This is a genomic window from Neobacillus sp. K501, assembly GCF_053749995.1.
This window is the reverse complement of record NZ_JBSLYA010000002.1, coordinates 567,872-589,843: the sequence shown is the minus strand read 5'-3', so window position 1 is coordinate 589,843 and position 21,972 is coordinate 567,872. Positions and strand designations below refer to the sequence as shown.

Genomic DNA, 21,972 nt, shown 5'->3' with positions numbered 1-21,972 from the left:
CAAACTTCTACATTTTTCTGATTTTTCCAGTTGGAGGTTTGACAGTGGAAATAAAATATGTTAAAAATGCTATAAGTTATTATTAATATTGAAGCTGTGAAAGGAACTCATTGTAGTTCTTCTATCCCTGTTCTTAGAGAGTCGGCGGCCGGTGTGAGCTGATACATATAGAAGAATGAATTACATCCTCGAGCTTTCCCCGTGAATATGAGAGTAGCGGTGAACGGTCAAAACCGTTAATTTTTCGAGTAGGAGGAATTTATTCCTCAAGCTGGGTGGTACCGCGCATATAGGCGTCCCTGCAATTTTGCAGGGGCGTTTTTTATTTATCTAGCTTCAGCGCCTAGGGGCTCGGGTCATAAGCCAATCCGTCAAGAAGGTTAAAGAACAACCTTCTCGGCGGCTCGTCTTATGCCTGTCGCCCCTGAACAAGGCGCTTCCGCTTTTATTTTTTACTAGAAAATGGAGGTTTATGAAAAATGGATTTATTACAGGATTTAGCATGGAGAGGTCTTATCTACCAGCAAACAGATGAAGCGAGCCTTAGAGATGTGATGAGCAATGAAAAGATTTCTTTATACTGTGGAACGGATCCCTCAGCTGACAGCTTGCATATTGGACACTTGGTGCCGTTTTTAACACTTAGAAGATTTCAGCAGCATGGGCACCGTCCAATCGTTTTAGTGGGAGGATCAACAGGTTTGATCGGTGACCCAAGTGGAAAAAGTGAAGAGCGAAAGCTGCAAAGTCTTGAAGTGATTCAAAAAAATGCCGAGGGTATCCAGAATCAATTAGCAGCTATTTTTGACTTTGATGGTGAAAATGGTGCAGTCATGGTAAATAACTATGATTGGACTAAATCAATGGATGTTATTTCCTTTTTAAGGGATATCGGTAAATACATCGGAGTTAACTATCTACTTGCAAAAGATACGATTGCTTCAAGATTAGAAACAGGAATTTCTTTCACGGAATTTACCTATACGATTCTTCAAGCAATGGATTTTAATCATTTATACGAGAATCATAATTGTAAACTTCAAATTGGTGGTAGTGATCAGTGGGGGAATATTACTTCAGGTCTTGAATTAATCCGTAAAATGCAGCCAGAGGGTTCGAAGGCATTTGGTTTAACGATTCCGCTTGTTACAAAAGCTGATGGAACAAAATTCGGTAAGACAGAGGGCGGGGCTGTCTGGTTAGATCCAGAAAAGACATCACCATATGAGTTCTACCAATTCTGGATTAACACAGGCGATGCGGATGTTGTGAAATACTTAAAATACTTTACTTTCCTATCTCATGAGGAAATTGAAGCTTTAGAAAAGGCAGTGCAGGAAGAACCTCATTTGCGTAAAGCACAAAAGGCTTTAGCGGAAGAGATGACACGTTTAATTCATGGAGAGGAATCTTTACAACAGGCAATTAAAATTACCGAAGCTTTATTTAGCGGTGATGTAAGAAATCTGTCTGCAGCGGAGATTACTCAAGGCTTTAAGGATGTACCGACTTACGAGGCTGCGGGAGAAGAGAACTTAGTAGATTTATTAGTCGCAGCTAAAATCTCTCCATCTAAGCGTCAGGCTCGTGAAGACATCAGCAATGGTGCGGTATCGGTAAACGGAGAACGAATCACAGATAAAGCTTATGTATTATCTGATTCCGATCGAATCGAAGGTCAATTCACGATTATTAGAAGAGGGAAAAAGAAATATACATTAATAAAGCATTAATAGCTATTTGAAACATGGGTTGGGCACGTATACGATGTATACGTGCCCGACCCATGACTTTTTAGGTAGTATAGGTCAAGTAAAGTCTTTATACGTGCCTGTAATATAAATTTAAAGTAGTAGATGGTAACGTAAAGCCTTCATACGTGCAAACTTTTTGTTTTTTCAAGCGGTTGTGGTAACGTAAAGCCCTAATACGTTGCCGTAAAATGGATTTAAAGTAGTTATTGGTAACATAAACCACTTATACGGTACAAATCGTATAGTATCCTGTCTTTTGGTTACGTGAGTTCCATGGAAAACAACAAAAAACCCGCACCAATTGGTGCGGGTTCTAAGTATATTATCTTGAGTAGAACTCAACGATAAGTGTTTCGCTAATTTCAGCTGGTAATTCAGAACGCTCAGGTAAGCGAGTGAAAGTACCTTCTAATTTGTCTGCATCAAAAGTTAAATAGTCAGGAACGAAGTTGTTAACTTCAACTGCTTCTTTAACTGCATCTAGGTTACGAGATTTTTCACGAAGACCAATTGTTTGACCAGGCAATACGCGGAATGATGGAATATCAACGCGTGAACCATTAACAGTAACGTGACCGTGGTTAACTAATTGACGAGCCGCACGACGAGTACGAGCTAAACCTAAACGGTATACTAAGTTATCAAGGCGTGATTCAAGAAGAATCATAAAGTTTTCACCGTAAACGCCAGGCATTTTGCCAGCTTTTACGAATAAGTTTTTGAATTGGCGCTCATTAACACCATACATGTGACGAAGCTTTTGCTTCTCTTGTAATTGCAATCCGTATTCAGAAAGCTTTTTGCGTTGGTTTGGACCATGTTGTCCAGGAGCGTAAGGACGCTTTTCTAATTCTTTACCTGTGCCGCTTAGAGAGATTCCAAGACGACGGGATAATTTCCAGCTTGGGCCGGTATAACGAGCCATGAATGACTCCTCCTTCAGTGTTTTTATTTTGGTAAAATAAAAACCGTTATGATTCAGCAATAATATTCATTTTGTTTTCATGCACCTTCGCCCTAGCAGCTAAGGGTTACAAGATGCACCATCAATAGAGTCGGCGACTCATGAGGAACAAAATGAGACTATTAAAGTGTTCACATAGGCTGCAATATTTTACACAAAGAGTATTATATAATTTTTTTCTGTATTATGTCAAGGTGATTTGATACATAATAAATTATTGTCCTTCTTTTCAACATAAACTTTGGTTCAATTACATTTTTAGGTAAAAATATACAAAAATTTAAAAAACTTTCAAAAAAATATATCAAAAAGCCTAGACTTTTTACTATAATAAAGAGAGGGATGTATTTTTTTGGTATTTAAGTTATCAGTATAATTGGGTGATAAATGAGATGGATGATCGTGAGAAGAATTTGTTATTGGAATTAAATAGATATAAGAAGTTGTTTCGTGCTGCGGAAAAACTTCACTCTTATATGGAAAAAGATACAATCTTAGAAGAAATCATTGGGACCCTCGAACAAATTTATCCTGAATTTGATTATTATTTACTCCTTTCACAAGATCATAACAATGCTAGTAATCTGCCAGTTATTGAATTTGATTATGAAAGTGAGAATTTAGCCGCATTAGGATCGTATGTTTCTGGACAAATTCAACTTGAGTCTTCAATAGAGGAAAAGCAAGCCATTCTCTATGCGCCTTTAAAAGGAAAGCAAGGGGTCTACGGAGTTATACAGGTCATTGCTCCCGATACACTTGATTTTCCAAAGGATGAAGTGGAGTTTATATCCTTGTTAGCGCAAACCACAGGAAGTGCTCTAGAGAATGCCCAACTCTATTATCAATCTAAACGAGTGATTTCTGAATTAGAATTAATAAATGAAACCTCCAAACGCTTAAATTCAAACCTGCGTTTAGCTGAAACAATGAAATATATGTCCAAGCAGATTAAACAAACTTTTGAAGCTCAGGAAATCGGCTTTTTTCTGTTTGCTAATGATCGGGAGGAAATCAATGTTCTGCCAGGCTCAACCTCCTTCTTTTTGACCGATAAATCAAGAATTTATATCGACCACATTAAGGATAAAATACTTCAAGAAAACGATTCACTGTTTATTGGTGATTTAAACCTACCAATCAAGTCTAATGTGACACACTATCATTCAATCATTGCTGTACCAATGATTCAAAGCAAAAAACTAAAGGGTTTTTCGATTATCATGCATCAAAAGCCATTTTTCTTTTCTTTCGAGACCTTTAAACTTCTTCAATCTCTCATTTACCATTCGTCATTAGCGTTAACAAACTCGATGTTAAGGGAAGAACTGGAGAACATGATCATTACAGATCATCTAACCAAGCTTCATTCACGGAACTATTTAGATGAAAAAATTCAATGGTCAATGGACGAGGATGAGGAAGGAACCTTTATCTTAATTGATATTGACAATTTCAAGAAAATCAATGATACCTTTGGACATCAGATAGGTGACGAAATTCTTGTCCAGGTGGCAGACCTTATCAAAAGCAATATCCGGGGAAAAGATGTGGGTGCTCGTTGGGGGGGAGAAGAATTAGCCATATATCTTCCTAAAGCCTCGCTTGCAGCTGGCTTTGCCGTGGCGGAAAGACTAGTGGAAAAAGTTGCTGAATGTTCCCATCCAAAGGTAACGATTTCATGCGGGGTTTCCTATTGGCATAAGGACCATTTAGATACCTATAATCATTTATTTAAAAGAGCCGATGAGGCACTTTATATTGCCAAGGCTTCGGGGAAAAATAAAGCTGTAGCCCAAGATAACAGTATGAGAGCAAGCTAAGGCATTCGTGTCACATTAAGAGTGCCTTAACTTGCTCTTTCTTCATAGAATATAATGAAAGCGTTTTCAAATAGGAGGGGTAGATTTTGGAAGAGAAAAAATTACAGTTTGAAACGGTAGTCATTCACGCTGGTTATAAACCGGATGAACACCAAGACTCTTTAGTTCCCCCGATTTATCAAACATCAACCTTCACCTTTAATAGCGCAGAACAAGGTGAAAAAAGATTTGCTGGTAAGGAAGATGGATTCATTTATTCACGCTTAGGAAATCCTACGGTAAATATTCTTGAGCATAGGATAGCTGAACTAGAAAAAGGAGAAGCAGGTTTAGCTTTTTCATCTGGGATGGCTGCGATTTCTGCTGTATTAACTGCATTAACGAAAACGGGAGACCATATTTTATGTTCCAAAGGTGTTTATGGCTGTACTTTTGGATTCCTTCAATTATTAAAGGAAAAGTATGCGATTGATCATGATTTTTCGGAAATGAACTCAAAGGAAGCACTAGAAAGAGAAATTCGCCCAAATACAACTTGTATTTACATTGAAACGCCCATTAACCCAACAATGAAGCTGGTGGATTTAGAGGTGGTTTCAAGCGTTGCTAAAGAGCGGGGAATTCCGGTGGTCGTCGACAATACTTTTTGTTCACCTTACTTACAAACGCCGCTCACCCATGGATGCGATATTGTTATTCATAGTGCTACTAAGTATATTTGCGGACATGGCGATGTAATTGCTGGGCTGGTGATTGGGTCGGAGGAATTTATTCGGCAAGTTTCAAGGACAACACAAAAAGATATTGGAGGAATTATTTCCCCATTTGATGCCTGGCTTCTTTTAAGAGGGTTAAAAACATTAGCCGTCCGAATGGACCGTCATTGTGAAAATGCTACTAAACTAGTTGAGTTTTTACGAGGGTCTCCAAAAGTAGGAGCGGTCTATTTTCCTGGCGATAGTGATCATCCAGATGATGGAGAAATTATGAGAAAGCAAATGAAAAAGCCTGGTGGACTTATCTCTTTTACGTTAAAAGGCAACAAGAAAACAGCTCAATTATTTATGAACCAGTTAAAATTAGTTAAAATTGCGGTGAGTCTTGGTGATGCCGAGACCTTGATTCAACACCCTGCAACGATGACACATGCAGTGGTACCGGAAGAAGAACGAAAAAAAATGGGGATAGAGGATACATTGCTTCGCTTATCTGTAGGGCTTGAGGCATGGGAGGATATAAAAGGCGATCTGGCCCAAGCACTTGAGAAGATATAAAGAAAACTCGCCAGGGGCGAGTTTTTCTTATATATATTCGATTAAGACAGCTACAAAATCTTCAAGTTGTTCTTGATCCAGTTCATCAAAACGATTTTTCTCTGGAGAATCGATATCAAGAACCCCAAGTAATTGACCATCCTTAATGAGCGGGATGACAATTTCTGATTGTGATGCCGCGTCGCAGGCAATGTGCCCAGGAAACTGATGAACATCCTCTACACGGAGGGTTTCTTTATTTTTGGCAGAGGTGCCGCAGACTCCTCTGCCAAGTGGAATTCGGACACATGCAGGTAGCCCTTGGAATGGGCCTAAGACAAGCTCATTATTACTGTCTAATAGATAGAATCCAACCCAGTTAATTCGATCTAGAAATTGGTTTAATAATGCCGAAGCATTACTTAAATTGGCAATTTGATTTTCCTCACCATGGAGCAGTGCCTGTAATTGTTTTTTGACAAGTTGATAATTATCCAGGCGGCTTCCAGTATACATTTCGACGTTAAACATGTTATTTCACCTCTCCATGTTGAAATTTATTATATATTTTATCAAATTTTCAAGAAAAAGAGGATACTTTGTCGATAATTTCTTGAAGGAATCGTGAATGATGAAAAGAATCAATAATGTAAGGATAAAAATGCACGTGAGCTTACAGGAGGTGTACCGGATGAAAAAAGATTCAAAAGAAGAAATTGTGAAAGCGGCAGTATCCTTGTTTAATTCTAATGGATACTCTGGGACCTCGATTCGGGATATTGCTTCACTGGCAAAAGTAAATTCCGCAACAATTGCGTACCATTTCGAAAATAAACTTGGGCTGCTGGAGTTTTGCTTCATGTATTTTTTTGAAAAATATATTCACATTATTGAAGAGCATTTTTCTAAAATTGACCAAGGTTCGAAAGAATGCCTTAAAAAAATGACAGCTGATCTACTCCATTATCAATGTGAAAATATTGAATTAACTAGATTTGTTCATCGGGAAATGTCAATGGATTCACAAATCGTGAGAGAAATTATGTCCACATATTCGTTAAAAGAAAAATATTATCTACAAAAGATTTTTGAAAAGGGATTTGAACGAAAAGAGTTTCGTCCACACTCCATTCCATACTTGATTATTCAGTACAAAAGTCTGCTAATGATGCCATTTGTTAATGCAAATTATTTAAGGGAAGTGCTCTACACTTTTCCAAACGAACGGTTTTTTGAACAGAAATATTTAAAAGATATAAATAATTGGATTGACACAATGCTTACTGCTCAAACCGTAGAAAAGAAAGAAGCTATCTTATAATCATATGAAAAGATAAAAATGTAAAAAAGCACTTGTCGGGAACGAATGTTCCCTTGCGGCAAGTGCTTTTTTCGTTGTAAGGTTGTCGTTAAACTATCGTTTTTTGTTATAAAAATGTAATTTTCATATCTTTTACAAAAAAAATGAAAATAATAGTCAAAAAATGTCGTTAACATGGTATTATAAAGGCACTGAATATTAATGAATGAAAATTTTATATAGATTTTGAACGAGCGTTTTTTGAGATTAAGAGTGTTTGGAACAGGGAGGCTTACTTGTGAAATATTTCATTGGATTTTTCATCCTAATACTAGCCTTATTTGTATTAGGATATTTGATAAAGAAAAAATATTTTAAAGAAATGGATCGCTTAGAAGCATGGAAAATCGACCTATTTAATCGGCCTGTACTCGAGGAAATGTCTAAGGTAAAGCAATTGAACATGACTGGACAAACAGAAGAGTTATTCGAGAACTGGCGGAATCAATGGGATGATATCGCTGCAGTGAAACTTCCTGATCTTGAAGAGATGTTATTTGATGCTGAGGAGTATATTGATAAATATCGGTTCAATAAAGCGAAAGGCATACAACTGGAAATTGGCAGAAAATTACAAGAAACGGAAGACAAGGTTAATAAAATACTAGAAGAATTGCATGAGCTTGTTGGCAGTGAAGAAAAAAATCGAATCGAAATAGAACAGTTGAAGGAAATCTATCGCGAAACCAAAAAAGCGTTGCTTGCCCACCGTCATAGCTTTGGCAAATCAGAAAAATTCCTCGAAGCACAGCTTGAAGATGTGACGAAAAAATTCCATGAATTTGATGAGAAAACAGAACAAGGGAATTATTTAGAGGCGAGAGAACATGTCTTAATGCTTCAAACCCAGTTAGTAACCATCAAGAATAACATGGATCTCATTCCACAGTTGTTAATTGAATGTCAGTCGCTGCTTCCAGCACAGCTTTCAGATGTCGTCGATGGTTTTCGAGAGATGACAGATAATGGATATTATCTAGAGCATATACAATTAGAAAATGAAATTGAAAGCTTACGTGAAAAGTTAAATACTTACCAAGGCTTTATTGAAGAAACGGAAATAGAAAAAGCCGTAGAGGGCATCAACGAAGTGAAAGACAGAATTGACATCCTATTTGACCTTTTAGAAAAAGAAGTAAATGCAAAGCATTTTATTATTCAAAATGAAAAAGGAACAAGCGGTCTTTTGGCATCTCTTCAAGAAGAACATGAAAATCTTTCAAATGAAGTGATTCATGTTCAAGAAAGTTATCATTTAACAGAATATGACTTTGAAATTCAAAGGCACTTGGAAAAAGAGCTTACCGCTGTTACCAAGCACTATTATATTTTGCTTGAAAAAATGAATAGTAATGAGACAGCGCAAACGGTAATTTGTGAAGAGTTGAAGGAAATTAAAGAGCAGTTGGAAATCATTCATGAAGAGCAGGATAGTTTTGCTAAAAAACTTCAAGACCTAAGGAAAGATGAATTTGAGGCGAGAGAAAAGGTTAGAGATTTAACGAAGAAAGTTGGCGAAACCATTCGACTCGTGACAAAAAGTAATATCCCAGGATTGCCTGAAGATTATAAGTATTTATTTGAGGATTCCAATGAAAGCATTCAAAATGTAAAATTGCAGCTTGAAGAGAAGCCACTGAATGTCTCCTCATTAAATCAGTATTTAGAAATTGCTGTTTTAACCGTTGAAAAGCTGTCAAATACAACCATCGAACTGTTGGAAAATGTTATGCTTGCTGAAAAAGCAATCCAATATGGAAATCGATATCGTAGACAGTATCCATCCGTTGCTAAGGGATTGGCTGATGCAGAAAATGCATTTAGACATTTCGAATATGAAGAGGCACTTGAACAGGCCGCAGCATCTCTAGAAGCGATTGACCCAGGGGCTTTAAGACGAATTAAAGCAACAATTGTAGAGGAATAAATAAAGATTTAATCGATTCAGCCTTGCAGCTGAATCGTTTTCTTTTGGACAAATTCATACCCTTTTTCATTTAATAAAGTTTATGATAAGATTTATTTCTGTTAAGGGTGTCGGAAGGGAATGGTTGATACCATGATTTATTTTGATAATAGTGCAACGACAAAACCATATAAAGAAGTGTTAGATTCTTTTGTGACAGTGTCGAATGAATTTTTTGGGAATCCCTCATCCATTCATAGTATTGGGGGGAGAGCTGAAAAACTTCTCTCACAAGCCAGAGCGCAAGTGGCTAACCTTGTAGAGGTTAATCCATCTGAAATATTTTTCACCTCTGGAGGCACGGAAAGTAATAATTTAGCTATTAAAGGAGCAGCGTTGTTTCATAAAAATAAAGGGCGACACTTAATATTATCAAGTGTTGAGCATCCATCTGTCCGTGGTGCTATGGAACAGCTTCAACAATATGGATTTGATATTACCTATTTGCCAGTAGATTCAAGTGGCCGTGTTTCTGTTGAAGACGTAAAAGCTTCGATTAAAAAAGACACTATCCTGGTTTCTGTCATGCAGGTGAATAATGAGGTCGGGACGATTCAACCAATAAATGAAATCGGAAATTTGTTGATCCAATATCCTAATATTCTTTTTCATGTTGATGCTGTCCAAGCAATTGGAAAAGTCCCATTGGAGCTGTATAGGAATAATGTTGACCTTTGCTCCTTTTCAGGGCATAAATTTCATGGATTAAAGGGAACGGGAGCCTTATTTATTAGAGATGGTGTTAAATTGGATCCGCTTTTTTCTGGTGGAAATCAAGAATGGAAACTACGCAGTGGAACGGAAAATGTGGCTGGAGCTGTAGCCATGGCCAAAGCATTGCGGTTGGCGCTGGAAAAATGTAAATCAGGTAAAGCTAGAATGAAGAAGGTAATTTCATTGTTACGAGAGGGGCTTAGCCAGATTGAAGACCTTACCATTCATACACCGCTAGAAAATTCAGCCCCGCATCTATTAAATTTTTCAATAAAAGGAATAAAGTCTGAGGTATTGATTCATGCACTTGAACAGCAAGAGATTTTCCTATCGACAACAAGTGCCTGTTCCTCTAAGAAGAAATCTCCTAGTAAAACGCTATTAGCAATGGGAGTACCTGAGGATCTCGCTGACAGTGCCTTTAGAATCAGCCTTTCCTATGAAAATACGGAAGAGGAAGCAGCTGCCGTCATCACCGCTTTAGAAAAGGCTGTTAAACAGCTTAGAAAGGTTATGAACTAATATGGAATATGATCGTATATTAATCCGCTATGGAGAAATTTCAACTAAAGGAAGAAATCGTAATAAATTTGTTGATAAATTGAAGAAGAGCATTCGAATCGCGTTGGCCCCTTTTCCGAAAATAAAAATTGAAGCCAGTCGGGATCGCATGCATGTTCTGCTTAATGGTGAAAACCATCAAGAAATCATTAAGTTGTTAAAGGGAATTTTCGGAATTCAATCCCTAAGCCCAGCGATTAAAGTGGCAAAAGAAATTGAAGCGATGAAAGAAGAAGCCCTAGAACTAGTAAAAAGCCTCTATCATGAGGGACAAACTTTTAAAATTACTGCAAAAAGGTCAGATAAAACTTTTGAGTTAGATACCGATGGAATTAATCAAACCTTTGGCGCGCATCTGCTGCAAAATATCCCGGGGATTAAGGTGAATGTAAAAAATCCGGATATTAATCTTAAAATTGAAGTTCGAAGTGAAGCCGTTTATTTATCATGTGAGAATATTTTGGGTGCAGGCGGACTTCCAGTTGGCTCGAGCGGCAGAGCAATGTTAATGCTCTCAGGTGGAATTGATAGTCCGGTTGCAGGATACTTAACGATGAAACGCGGAGTAGAACTTGAAGCAGTTCACTTTTTTAGTCCCCCATATACGAGTGAACGGTCAAAGGAAAAAGTAATTGATTTGGCTAAAAAGCTTGCTGAAATTTTTGGAAGCATGAAGTTGCATATTGTCCCATTCACGAGTGTTCAAGAAGCCATTCGTGAACAGGTTCCAGAAAACTATTCGATGACAACAACAAGAAGATTTATGTTGCGGATCACGGATGAAATCAGGAAAAAAAGGGAAGGACTAGCAATTGTTACAGGTGAAAATCTTGGACAGGTAGCGAGTCAAACACTAGAGAGTATGTATGCGATAAATGAAGTTACCAATACGCCTCTATTGAGACCGTTACTGACGATGGATAAAAATGAAATCATAAAAATCGCAGAACAGATTGATACCTTTGATATTTCAATTAGACCATTTGAGGATTGCTGTACGATTTTTGTTCCTGCGTCACCAAAAACAAAACCACGTAGAGAAAAAGTTCAGCATTATGAAAGCTTTTTTGATTTTGAATCCTTAATACAAGAGGCTGTTGAAAAAACGGAAATGCTGACAATTAAACCTGATCGGAATCAATCATCAGAGTTTAGTGAATTATTTTAAGTGTAATCTCTCCTTTGGGTATTCTAGTTGTTGCGATTTATTAAAAACGAATTTTCTGTGAACAATTACCAATTTTTATTTGGAATGAACTCCTTGTGATATACACATTCTATACTCACAAGGAGGTGATTAACACATGGCTAGTAACAACAACTCAAATCAGTTACTTGTACCTGGTGTACAACAAGCACTTGACCAAATGAAGTATGAAATTGCTACTGAATTTGGAGTACAACTTGGTGGTGACACTACTTCACGTGCTAACGGTTCTGTTGGTGGTGAAATCACTAAACGTTTAGTATCTATGGCTGAATCACAACTAGGCGGCGGATTTTCACGATAACAAATGAATAATATGGCTACAGAGAGTGGGACTCGTTCCCGCTCTCTTTTACTTTTATTTACTATTAGTATCAGATACTAATAGTAAATAAAAGTTTTCACTGAATAATAATTTAAAATTTTTAAATAATTTTGTATAATTAATGAGAGTCATAGTTCTTAACTTAGTGAGGGGGAAAGGTATGAAACGGGAAGAGTTAATTGCACCAGAAAAGTACAATCTTGTAGCGGAAGTGGAACGGTTTGCAAAGGACCCAAATCGGCTGGCACTAAAATGGGAAAATGAATCAGGGGAAACCAAGCAAGTTACATATGAACAATTATTAACTCGGGTAAACCAAGCGGGGAATGTTCTTACGAATAGTGGTTTGAAAAAGGGTGATGTTGTTCTTGTCATCATTCCACGTCTTGTAGAAGCTTATGTTGTGTATTTAGCCGCATTAAAGGCGGGCATGGTCGTCATTCCAAGCTCAGAAATGCTGCGTGAAAAGGATCTGCAATATCGAATTTCTCATGGTGATGTAAAAGCGGTCATCAGCTATTATCCGTTTGTTGACCAATTTGAGAATATCCAATCTGTCCAAACTCTTACTAAGTTTATTGTCGGGGCAAAAGCGGATGGCTGGGTTCAATTAGAGGAGGAAATGAAAGCGGCATCAGAAGAGTTTGCCCTTGCTGAAACACTCAGGGATGATATGGCCTTTTTATCCTACACTTCCGGTACAACTGGAAACCCTAAAGGTGTCGTTCATACCCACGGCTGGGCTTTCGCTCATTTAAGAACGGCTGCCACAAACTGGCTATGTATTGAGGAAGGGGATACGGTCTGGGCAACGGCAGCTCCTGGCTGGCAAAAATGGATATGGAGTCCTTTTTTATCTGTTTTGGGCTCAGGAGGCACGGGTCTTGTTTACAATGGCAAATTTGAACCACAAAAATATTTAAGCCTTCTTGAAAAATATTCTGTAAATGTCTTATGCTGTACACCGACAGAATATCGGTTAATGGCTAAGGTAGAAAACCTTAATGATTATAAGCTTCCAAATCTTCATAGTGCAGTTTCCGCAGGAGAACCACTCAATCGTGAGGTAATTGACACCTTTAAAAAGTATTTTAATGTCGATGTTCGTGATGGTTATGGACAAACAGAAAATACCCTGCTGGTTGGAGTAACGAAAGGGATGGAGCTGAAATCTGGCTCAATGGGTAAACCGACTCCTGGAAATAGAGTAGAGATTATTAATGAGGATGGAGAAGTTTGTCCTGTAGGTGAGGTTGGAGATATCGCTGTCCACGTTTCAACACCTGCATTATTCAAAAACTATTATAAAGATCCAGAAAGAACAGCGATGCAATTCCGCGGTGATTATTATGTAACTGGTGATAAAGCAAAAATGGATGAGGATGGCTATTTCTGGTTCGAAGGCCGCGGCGATGATATCATCATCAGTTCTGGCTATACCATTGGACCTTTTGAAGTTGAAGATGCCTTGGTGAAACATCCGTTTGTCAAAGAATGTGCCGTAGTCGCAAGTCCAGATGAAATTCGCGGTTATATCGTAAAAGCATTTGTGGTTTTAAAAGATGATGTCGATGCTAATGATCCGGAATTGACGAAAAAGCTTCAGGAGCACGTGAAAGAACTTACAGCACCATATAAATATCCAAGAAAAATTGAGTATTTGGCAGACCTTCCGAAAACAACCTCTGGGAAAATTCGTCGGATTGAGCTGAGACAAAAAGAATTGCAATCTGTAAAACAATAGTTTTGGCATTACTAGAGCAGACAAATTTGTCTGCTTTTTCCATTGTCTAGCTCCAGTGCCTAGAGGCTCGGGTCATAAGCCAAACCGACAAGAAGGGTAAAGTGCAACCTTCTCGCCGGCTCGTCTTATGCCTGTCGCCTCTGTGCAAGGCGCTTGCGCTTTTCTTTAAGCAAAAAGCTGCCATCTTCCTTGTGTTTCGATGTATAATGAAATGTATTTCGAAACTAGAAGGAATCGGGGCCAGAATATGAATAAAACAAATGATATAAGGACTGGGGCAATATATGCAGGGTTTTCCTATTTACTTTGGGGATTACTGCCGATATATTGGAAGCTTTTAGAGCACATAAATGCAACGGAAATCCTCGCGAATCGGGTATTCTGGTCTTTTGTTTTTATGGTAATTGTACTTTTGTTTACAAAAAAATGGGGATTATTTATTCATACCTTAAAAGGCTTTGCGAAAAACCAAAAACAGATGTATGCCTTAATCATCGCATCGTTATTAATTAGTGTGAATTGGTTTATTTATATTTGGGCTGTCAATAATCACCATATGATCGATGCAAGCTTAGGTTACTACATTAATCCGCTTGTTAGCGTTCTTTTGGGGATGATTGTGTTAAAAGAGAAATTAACGATTTATCAATATATTTCATTTGGTTTGGCGGCTATTGGTGTGATGATTGCGACAGTCTCATATGGGCAATTTCCATGGGTTGCAATTGTCCTCGCAGTTAGCTTTGGCTTTTATGGCTTAGCAAAAAAGCTGATTAATGTTGATTCTGCAGTGGGACTGACATTAGAGACATTGGTAGTAACGCCAATTGCAGCCATATATATAGGATGGCTTTTTATGAATGGTTCCAATGCGCTCTTGTCCATTAATATTGGAACAGATTTACTATTATTGGGAGCAGGTGCAGCGACAGCAGTACCACTTCTTTATTTTGCTAAAGGTGCTCAGAAGATCCCCTTATCACTGCTAGGCTTATTGCAATATATCGCTCCAACATTAACCTTACTTTTAGGGGTATTTGCTTATAATGAACATTTTTCCAAACTCCAATTACTTGCTTTTATATTCATTTGGTCGGCATTAACTTTATATTCACTTTCAAAGACAAAACTGCTATTAAATAGAAATCTATCAAAAGAAAAACTCCATTAAAAATAAAAGGCTGCCACAATCTCGGCAGCCTTCTTAGGTTATAGAAAAGTTCTTTTTACTTTTTCCCAGAAGGAATTGTCTTTGAGTTTTAAAGTTTTGATTTTCTTGGCACTAAGTTTGATATGAATCTTATCCACATGCCGGATGCTTAATGCCTCATTGTCTAATCCCATTGTTGGATAATCGTTGTCTTCAGAGCTTACCTTGAGTGTTAATGAGCGATTTCCACTTAAGATAAAGGAAGCCCCAAGCGTCCGATATTTATTATTATTAATGGAGGCTACTTCACTTACTTGCATACAGGAGAGAAGTGGATCAACAACAGCTCCGTTTACAGACTTATTATAAGCCGTGCTGCCTGTAGGGGTTGCAACGATTAATCCATCCCCACGGAAGGTTTCAAAATGAAGATCATCCACAAATACATCCAATACCAATGTTCGAATAATCGATGAACGAATACTAAATTCGTTTAAGCAAGGAAAGGTTCCTTGACCATCAACATTGACTTCAATTAATGGATAGCGTCTTACTTTTAATTGGTCATTTGAAATGGCTTCAACCATATTAGAAAAATCACTCCATCTGAAGTCGCAATACATACTTAAACTATTTTTTGTGGTGATTCCGGCGTAAAGAACGTCCTCCCGAAAACCCGTTTTTCTAACGGCTTGAAGAAAAGTCCCATCATCACCAATACTGGCGATAATATTGGCTTTCCGATAATCTTTTACAATCGTAAGGCCGTAATTATTCGCGTATTCCTCTAGTTGATTCTTTCTTGAAAGCATGTCTTCATCCTGCTTGTAGTAATAATAAATATTTTTTCGATTTAACATATATTCCCTCCTAATGTTGATTTTGTAAATAGTTCCCCATTTTAAATTTATTATTTGGTAAAATAAAACATAGTCTTAGTTAAGTTTAGCATTTTCATGAAACGATATGAAATTGCATAGGCTAAAATTCAAACAATAGACATAAGGAGGAGAGACTATGAACGGAAAACGATGGGCTGCCTTGGGTATTGCGGCTGCATTATTTTTTGTCTCAATCGTAATCAATTCGCTATCGGCATTCGCCTTTAAAGGTGTTGAAACGGATATAACTGACTTTTTGGCGGCAGCGGAGCTCCCTTTTACAGAGGAGATTATTGAAGAAGGCAATGAATTAAAAAAGATTGCTGTCCTAGATGTTGATGGTGTCATTCAAGATACTGGGGATGCAGAGTCGTTACTGCAAAGTTCTGGTTACAATCATCAAGGCTTTATGGAAAAATTAAAATACATAGAAGAGGATGATACTGTAAAAGGAATCATCATCAAAGTCAACTCTCCCGGAGGCGGCGTAGTAGAAAGTGCAGAAATTCATGATAAACTGGTTGAAATCCAAAAAGAAACGAAAAAACCTGTTTATATTTCAATGGGTTCAATGGCTGCTTCAGGCGGTTACTATATTTCAGCACCAGCGAAAAAAATCTATGCCAGTGAAGAGACACTGACTGGTTCCTTAGGGGTCATCATGGAAGGTGTCAATTATGAAGGTTTAGCGGATAAATATGGAGTCGATTTTGTTACAATTAAAAGTGGCCCATATAAAGACATTATGAGCCCAACTAGAGAAATGACCGAAGAAGAACGGCAAATACTTCAACAAATGATTGATAATTCCTATCAAGGCTTTGTGAAGGTTATTTCAGAAGGTCGCAAGATGACGGAGGAACAAGTGAAAAAGCTTGCTGATGGCCGGATTTACGATGGAAGGCAAGCGTTGGATTCTGGACTTATTGACGGATTTGGTTACTTAGATGATGTCATTGAACAGATGAAAAAGGACGAAAATTTGAAGGATGCGAAGGTCGTTCGGTACACAGATGTTCTTGGTTTTGGTTCCTTGTTTAGTATGAAGCTTCAAAACCTATTGAGCAGTGAAAATGAAATGACAGGCCTTATGGAAATGCTCTCAAAACCAAATTCTCCACGGCTTATGTATTTGTATGCGGAATAGGGGGAGAGCAAATGGAAATGAATGAAAATAATCTGAATCAATCCGATGTAATGGTTAATCATTCTCCCGAAGAAGAGAAATTCGAGGTTAAAGATGAGGATGCTAATACTCCAATACAGGATAGTGAACAGTCGTTCCGATATGCCGGGTTTTGGATGCGCTTCTGGGCTTATCTTCTTGATTTGATTGTTGTTGGGAGTATAGAGCGTCTGTTAGTAAAACCCTTGTTTCGATTACTTGAAATACCATTAGGAGAATTTAATATGTTTGCGCCATTTTCTATTGCCTCAGCAATCATATTTTATTTATACTTCGTGTTAATGACTAAGTATTTCAAACAAACAATTGGAAAAATGGTTTTTGGAATTAAAGTAATTGATTTGAAAAAAGATCAATTATCCTGGGGAACGATTTTATTTCGTGAATGGATCGGTCGATTCATCTCTGTAACCATTGTTATCGGGTATATTATTGTAGCTTTTTTACCAAAAAAACAAGGGCTTCACGACCTGTTTTCCGATACGACAGTAATACATGTTGAACGATGAAAAATGTGATAAACCTGCCAACTATATTTGGCAGGTTTATTTTTTTTGCCTTAAGAGATACTAAAATGTTGAAAGGTTGTGAACAATGTTGATTTGGCTGCTTATTGCCCTTATAATTCTCCTATTTTTAATACTAGTTATCATATTTACGAAATTAACAGTCATTATCAATTATTATCACCATAATGACAATGATGATTTAAAGCTTGAATTTAAGATTTGGTTTGGAATAATAAAATACAAAATCAATGTTCCTTTAATTAAAATTGATGATAATTCACCTAGTGTTGTTGTGAATGGAAATGCACATATGGGGAATTCATCAGATGAATCGGATGAAATGGAACAACAAATCACTCCGAATAAAGTGAAGAAAAGATTAAAAGATTTTAATGAAATTCTTAAACATGTCAATCATATGTTTGTGATTATTAGAAAACTGCTGAATAAAATGACGATCAAACACTTTGAATGGCATTCCCTTCTAGGGGTAGGTGATGCAGCTTTAACTGGAATGGCAACAGGAGCATTATGGACAATAAAAGGCAGTGTTATTGGCATGCTTAGTCATTTTTTAAAGCTAAAGGAAATGCCTGTTTTATCGGTCACACCACATTTCCAATTTGCTGTTATTCAAACCCGGCTTACATGTATTATTCAGTTTCGCATCGGGTATGCTATTTTAGCAGGATTAAAACTAATTAAATTCTGGAAGGGCGGACGCCCAAATCTTGAAATGAATACTGCTTATTCTAAAGAAAAATCTAAATCTGTTTGAAAGAGGAGGTACTCGCTATGTCTGATCATCCAATTCAAGGCTTAATGCACACGGCGATGGAAAGTTTAAAGGAAATGATTGATGTAAATACCATCATTGGTGACCCTGTTGAAACTCCTGATGGAAGTGTTATTCTTACGGTTTCTAAAGTAGGATTTGGGTTTGCTGCAGGTGGAAGTGAATTTAAACTCGATAGTTCAGGGTCACAAGGTCAAAGTCAAGGCCAAGGTCAGGGACAAGGGCAACCAAAGCTTCCATTTGGCGGTGGTAGCGGAGGCGGCGTTTCTATCACTCCCATTGCCTTTTTAATTGTTAATTCTCAAGGGGTGAAAATGCTTCACTTAGATGAAAGCACTCATCTTTATGAAAAAATCTTAGAGCTTGCACCACAGGCTGTTGATAAAATTCAACAAATGTTCTCGAAAAAAAATGAACAGCAACAAGGATCGGGGCAACAGCAGGGATCCCAACAAAATCAGCAGTCCCAAAACAAAATGCAGGAATTTGAAATATAACGTTAAAAGTTAATCTTCCACTGTCCTAGGAAGATTAACTTTTTTCATGGTTTGGTACAGAATAATTGCAAAAAAGATTCTGAAAAGATATATTTACACTGTACATATGTGCGCAAATGAAAGAAGCTCTTTACAAACAAAGGAGGATAAAATAATGGCAAATGTAACATTCAAGGGGAACCCGATCACTTTACTTGGTAATGAAGTTAAGGTAGGAGATAAAGCTCCTAATTTCACTGTACTTGCGAATGATTTATCGCCAATTACATTAGAAAACACAAAAGGTCAAGTTCGTTTAATCAGTGCAGTTCCTTCTTTAGATACTGGAGTGTGTGATGCAGAAACACGCCGCTTTAATGAAGAAGCAAACAGCTTAGGAGATGTTAAAATTCTTACGATCAGTGTGGATCTACCTTTTGCACAAAAACGCTGGTGCGGAGCAAACGGAATCGAAAACGTTCAAACGTTATCTGACCACCGCGATTTTTCGTTTGGAGAAGCTTTCGGTGTTGCGATTCAAGAACTACGATTATTAGCTCGTGCTGTGTTTGTAGTGGATTCCACTGACACTGTTACTTATGTAGAATATGTAAGTGAAGCAACGAACCACCCGAACTACGAAGCAGCATTAGAAGCAGCTAGAAACGCGAAATAATTGAAGAACAAAAGGCCTCGGTATTGACGAGGCCTTTTATACGTTAAAGTGAAAAAATTTAGCACTGAAGATATCTCGACGTAGTTAAAATTTTTAGGAATTAAGTATAAGTGCAACTAGGCAATCTCCTGCTCCTAACGGCTTGGTGCTTGCCAAGTTTTCTTTATACGATTAAAATAATTGGAGTTAAAGGAGAGTGAGACAATGAAAATATCTCCAGTAGAGCAGCTTTTTACTTTATTCAACGAAACAGCTTTAATCTTACAGGAAGAATTAGGTTGTACATATTTAGAGGCCTTGGCCGAAACAGGTGAAAATTTATTTCATGGTTCGATCCTTCAGGATGAGCTTAGTGAATTAACTGAGAAAAGACTTAAGAAACAGTATGAAGATATTCATATAGGCAGATTTTCGAAGGAGGAGATCCGCAAGGCTTTCCAGCTTGTCATCCTAAAAGGAATGAAGGAAAATGTTCAACCTAACCATCAAATGACGCCGGATACGGTGGGAATGTTAGTTGGCTATTTAGTACAAAAATTTATGAAGCAGCCCACATTCCGCCTCCTCGATCCTGCTGTTGGTACCGGAAATTTATTGACCACCGTTTTAAACCAGTTACCAAATAAGATTGATTCACTTGGGGTAGAGATTGATGACCTGTTAATCAAACTCGCCTATGTTAGTGCAAACCTGCAGGAACATCCGATTGAGTTCTTTAATCAGGATAGTCTCGAACCATTATTTATTGATCCTGTTGATGCTGTAATTGCTGATTTGCCGATAGGCTACTATCCGAATGATGTTAGAGCAGCTGATTATCAATTGAAGGCTAATGAAGGACACTCTTATTCTCACCATTTATTTATTGAGCAAAGTATCCGGCACACTAACTCAGGTGGTTATTTATTTTTAATTATTCCGAATGGCCTATTTGAAAGTGAACAAGCACCACAGCTTAAGGAATATTTTAAAGATCATGTTATTGTTCAAGGATTACTGCAATTGCCTATCAGTATGTTTAAAAATAAAAATGCAGCAAAAAGCATTTTAGTTTTGCAGAAAAAAGGGGAAGGGATACAGGCACCAAAACAAGCTCTGCTCGTAGACCTGCCTAACCTTTCGAATGCTTCAGAGATGGACAAGATTCTAACAAAAATTGAAAAATGGTTTAATGAAAATAAACGATAATCCGATATCTTCCTATCGGTTTATCGTTTTTCTTTTTTGTTGTAATCTTTGGAACAATTCGAATTAATTTATATTTAGAGTGTAACCGTTTCCTCCTAAATTCCTCCTTGAAATGAAATATATACAGTGATTAAATGAGGAAATGAGAGCAATATTCAATGTCGGTTTGTGCAAAATAATCTTGTATGAATATGTTGATTATTCCGATGTTGATTTATAAAGGAGCGGTAACCAAATGTCCAAAATCATAGCAATTAATGCTGGCAGTTCTTCATTAAAGTTTCAGTTATTTGAAATGCCTAGCGAAGAAGTCATTACAAAAGGACTGATTGAAAGAATCGGCTTGAATGATTCCATTTTTACGATTTCAGTGAATGATGAAAAAATTAAAGAAACCACAAATATTCCTGATCATGATGTAGCAGTAAAAATGCTTTTAGATAAGCTGACAACATTAGGAATTATCCAGTCCCTAAATGAAATTGAAGGAATTGGACATCGTGTGGTCCATGGGGGAGAAGAATTTAATGATTCCATTCTAATTACTGATGAAGTTCTTGCAAAAATCGATGAACTATCAGAATTAGCACCATTGCATAATCCTGCTAATGTAACGGGAATTAAAGCCTTTAAACAGGTACTTCCCAACGTCCCAGCAGTAGCGGTTTTCGATACAGCATTCCATCAAACGATGCCAGAAAGCTCGTATCTGTACAGCCTGCCGTATGAGTACTATGAAAAGTTTGGAATTCGTAAGTATGGCTTCCATGGAACATCCCATAAGTATGTTTCCCAACGTGCAGCAGAATTGTTAGGACGTCCAGTTGACCAGCTTCGTCTTATTTCTTGTCACTTAGGAAATGGAGCAAGTATTGCAGCGATTGAAGGCGGAAAGTCTATCGATACCTCAATGGGCTTTACACCACTTGCTGGTGTAACCATGGGAACACGTTCAGGAAATATTGATCCAGCGTTAATTCCATTTATTATGGAAAAAACAAACAAGACTGCTGAGGAAGTACTTGATGTACTAAATAAAAAGAGTGGTATGTTAGGTGTTTCCGGATTTTCCAGTGATTTACGTGATATTGAAGTTGAAGCAGGGAAAGGCAATGAGCGTGCCCAGCTTGCCCTCGATGTTTTTGCTAATCGTATTCATAAATATATCGGCTCCTATGCATCACGGATGTTTGGAGTAGATGCGATTATTTTTACAGCTGGTATTGGTGAAAATAGTGATGTTATTCGAGAAAATGTCTTAAAAGGTCTTGAATTTATGGGTGTTTATTGGGACCCAGCACTGAATAAAGTAAGAGGCGAAGAAGCTTTTATTAACTATCCGCATTCACCTGTTAAGGTTATCATTATCCCAACAAATGAAGAAGTCATGATTGCCCGTGACGTTGTTCGTTTAGCCTAATATTCAAAGACAAGCATTC

Annotated in this window: 20 protein-coding genes and 1 other annotated feature; of the genes, 17 read left to right on the top strand and 3 right to left on the bottom strand. The window is 37.5% G+C overall.

Annotated elements, in window-relative coordinates:
• Positions 1 to 87: 87 nt before the first annotated feature.
• Positions 88 to 304 (top strand) — a binding site (T-box leader).
• A gap of 175 nt (positions 305 to 479) precedes the next feature.
• A complete protein-coding gene (tyrS, locus tag ACWM35_RS07470; protein ID WP_454816929.1) occupies positions 480 to 1,733 on the top strand; it encodes a tyrosine--tRNA ligase in 1,254 nt (417 codons plus the stop codon).
• Positions 1,734 to 2,076: 343 nt separating this feature from the next.
• Here tyrS and rpsD read toward each other — a convergent pair whose 3' ends face one another.
• Positions 2,077 to 2,679 carry a 30S ribosomal protein S4 gene (gene rpsD, locus ACWM35_RS07465; RefSeq protein WP_454816927.1) on the bottom strand — a complete coding sequence of 201 codons (603 nt, stop codon included), beginning with the start codon at positions 2,677 to 2,679 and terminating at the stop codon, positions 2,077 to 2,079.
• A 431-nt stretch (positions 2,680 to 3,110) separates the two neighbouring features.
• Here rpsD and ACWM35_RS07460 point away from each other — a divergent pair, with 431 nt between their 5' ends.
• Both ACWM35_RS07460 and megL read left to right on the top strand, forming a co-directional pair.
• Positions 3,111 to 4,541: a sensor domain-containing diguanylate cyclase gene (locus ACWM35_RS07460; protein WP_454816925.1), complete on the top strand. Its 1,431-nt coding sequence runs from the start codon at positions 3,111 to 3,113 to the stop codon at positions 4,539 to 4,541.
• 83 nt (positions 4,542 to 4,624) lie between these two features.
• Positions 4,625 to 5,815, top strand: a complete 1,191-nt coding sequence (gene megL / locus ACWM35_RS07455) for a methionine gamma-lyase (RefSeq protein WP_454817117.1) — start codon at positions 4,625 to 4,627, stop codon at positions 5,813 to 5,815.
• A gap of 27 nt (positions 5,816 to 5,842) precedes the next feature.
• On the opposite strand, the gene ACWM35_RS07450 is transcribed toward megL, so the two are convergent.
• Positions 5,843 to 6,325 (bottom strand): GAF domain-containing protein, encoded by a 483-nt coding sequence (locus ACWM35_RS07450; RefSeq protein WP_454816923.1) that lies wholly within the window; start codon positions 6,323 to 6,325, stop codon positions 5,843 to 5,845.
• A 160-nt stretch (positions 6,326 to 6,485) separates the two neighbouring features.
• Here ACWM35_RS07450 and refZ point away from each other — a divergent pair, with 160 nt between their 5' ends.
• From refZ to rarD, 7 genes are all read left to right on the top strand, one after another.
• Positions 6,486 to 7,115, top strand: coding sequence for a forespore capture DNA-binding protein RefZ (gene refZ, locus ACWM35_RS07445; protein ID WP_454816921.1), 630 nt, complete (start codon positions 6,486 to 6,488; stop codon positions 7,113 to 7,115).
• 277 nt (positions 7,116 to 7,392) lie between these two features.
• Positions 7,393 to 9,081, top strand: a complete 1,689-nt coding sequence (gene ezrA / locus ACWM35_RS07440) for a septation ring formation regulator EzrA (protein ID WP_454816919.1) — start codon at positions 7,393 to 7,395, stop codon at positions 9,079 to 9,081.
• A 132-nt stretch (positions 9,082 to 9,213) separates the two neighbouring features.
• A complete protein-coding gene (locus ACWM35_RS07435) occupies positions 9,214 to 10,356 on the top strand; it encodes a cysteine desulfurase family protein (RefSeq protein ID WP_454817115.1) in 1,143 nt (380 codons plus the stop codon).
• 1 nt (position 10,357) lies between these two features.
• Complete coding sequence (gene thiI, locus ACWM35_RS07430) at positions 10,358 to 11,563, top strand: tRNA uracil 4-sulfurtransferase ThiI (RefSeq protein WP_454816917.1); 1,206 nt, start codon at positions 10,358 to 10,360, stop codon at positions 11,561 to 11,563.
• 136 nt (positions 11,564 to 11,699) lie between these two features.
• Positions 11,700 to 11,906, top strand: a complete 207-nt coding sequence (locus ACWM35_RS07425; RefSeq protein ID WP_454816915.1) for a small, acid-soluble spore protein, alpha/beta type — start codon at positions 11,700 to 11,702, stop codon at positions 11,904 to 11,906.
• Positions 11,907 to 12,087: 181 nt separating this feature from the next.
• A complete protein-coding gene (mbcS, locus tag ACWM35_RS07420; protein WP_454816913.1) occupies positions 12,088 to 13,671 on the top strand; it encodes an acyl-CoA synthetase MbcS in 1,584 nt (527 codons plus the stop codon).
• Between the two features lie 247 nt (positions 13,672 to 13,918).
• Complete coding sequence (gene rarD, locus ACWM35_RS07415) at positions 13,919 to 14,842, top strand: EamA family transporter RarD (RefSeq protein ID WP_454816912.1); 924 nt, start codon at positions 13,919 to 13,921, stop codon at positions 14,840 to 14,842.
• Between the two features lie 38 nt (positions 14,843 to 14,880).
• On the opposite strand, the gene ACWM35_RS07410 is transcribed toward rarD, so the two are convergent.
• Complete coding sequence (locus ACWM35_RS07410) at positions 14,881 to 15,681, bottom strand: NAD kinase (protein ID WP_454816911.1); 801 nt, start codon at positions 15,679 to 15,681, stop codon at positions 14,881 to 14,883.
• 157 nt (positions 15,682 to 15,838) lie between these two features.
• Between ACWM35_RS07410 and sppA the strand changes: the two genes are divergently transcribed.
• The 7 genes from sppA (at position 15,839) to ACWM35_RS07375 (ending at position 21,953) form a co-directional block, all read left to right on the top strand.
• Positions 15,839 to 16,849 (top strand): signal peptide peptidase SppA, encoded by a 1,011-nt coding sequence (gene sppA / locus ACWM35_RS07405; RefSeq protein WP_454816910.1) that lies wholly within the window; start codon positions 15,839 to 15,841, stop codon positions 16,847 to 16,849.
• 11 nt (positions 16,850 to 16,860) lie between these two features.
• Positions 16,861 to 17,397 (top strand): RDD family protein, encoded by a 537-nt coding sequence (locus tag ACWM35_RS07400; RefSeq protein WP_454816909.1) that lies wholly within the window; start codon positions 16,861 to 16,863, stop codon positions 17,395 to 17,397.
• Positions 17,398 to 17,482: 85 nt separating this feature from the next.
• Positions 17,483 to 18,175: a DUF2953 domain-containing protein gene (locus tag ACWM35_RS07395; protein ID WP_454816908.1), complete on the top strand. Its 693-nt coding sequence runs from the start codon at positions 17,483 to 17,485 to the stop codon at positions 18,173 to 18,175.
• Between the two features lie 17 nt (positions 18,176 to 18,192).
• The gene (gene ytfJ / locus ACWM35_RS07390; RefSeq protein WP_454816907.1) at positions 18,193 to 18,690 is read left to right on the top strand and encodes a GerW family sporulation protein; all 498 of its coding nucleotides are present in this window, start codon (positions 18,193 to 18,195) and stop codon (positions 18,688 to 18,690) included.
• Positions 18,691 to 18,844: 154 nt separating this feature from the next.
• On the top strand, positions 18,845 to 19,345 hold the full coding sequence (tpx, locus tag ACWM35_RS07385) for a thiol peroxidase (protein WP_454816906.1): 501 nt from the start codon (positions 18,845 to 18,847) through the stop codon (positions 19,343 to 19,345).
• A gap of 204 nt (positions 19,346 to 19,549) precedes the next feature.
• Complete coding sequence (locus ACWM35_RS07380; RefSeq protein ID WP_454816905.1) at positions 19,550 to 20,533, top strand: class I SAM-dependent methyltransferase; 984 nt, start codon at positions 19,550 to 19,552, stop codon at positions 20,531 to 20,533.
• Positions 20,534 to 20,768: 235 nt separating this feature from the next.
• The gene (locus ACWM35_RS07375; protein ID WP_454816904.1) at positions 20,769 to 21,953 is read left to right on the top strand and encodes an acetate kinase; all 1,185 of its coding nucleotides are present in this window, start codon (positions 20,769 to 20,771) and stop codon (positions 21,951 to 21,953) included.
• Positions 21,954 to 21,972: the final 19 nt, after the last annotated feature.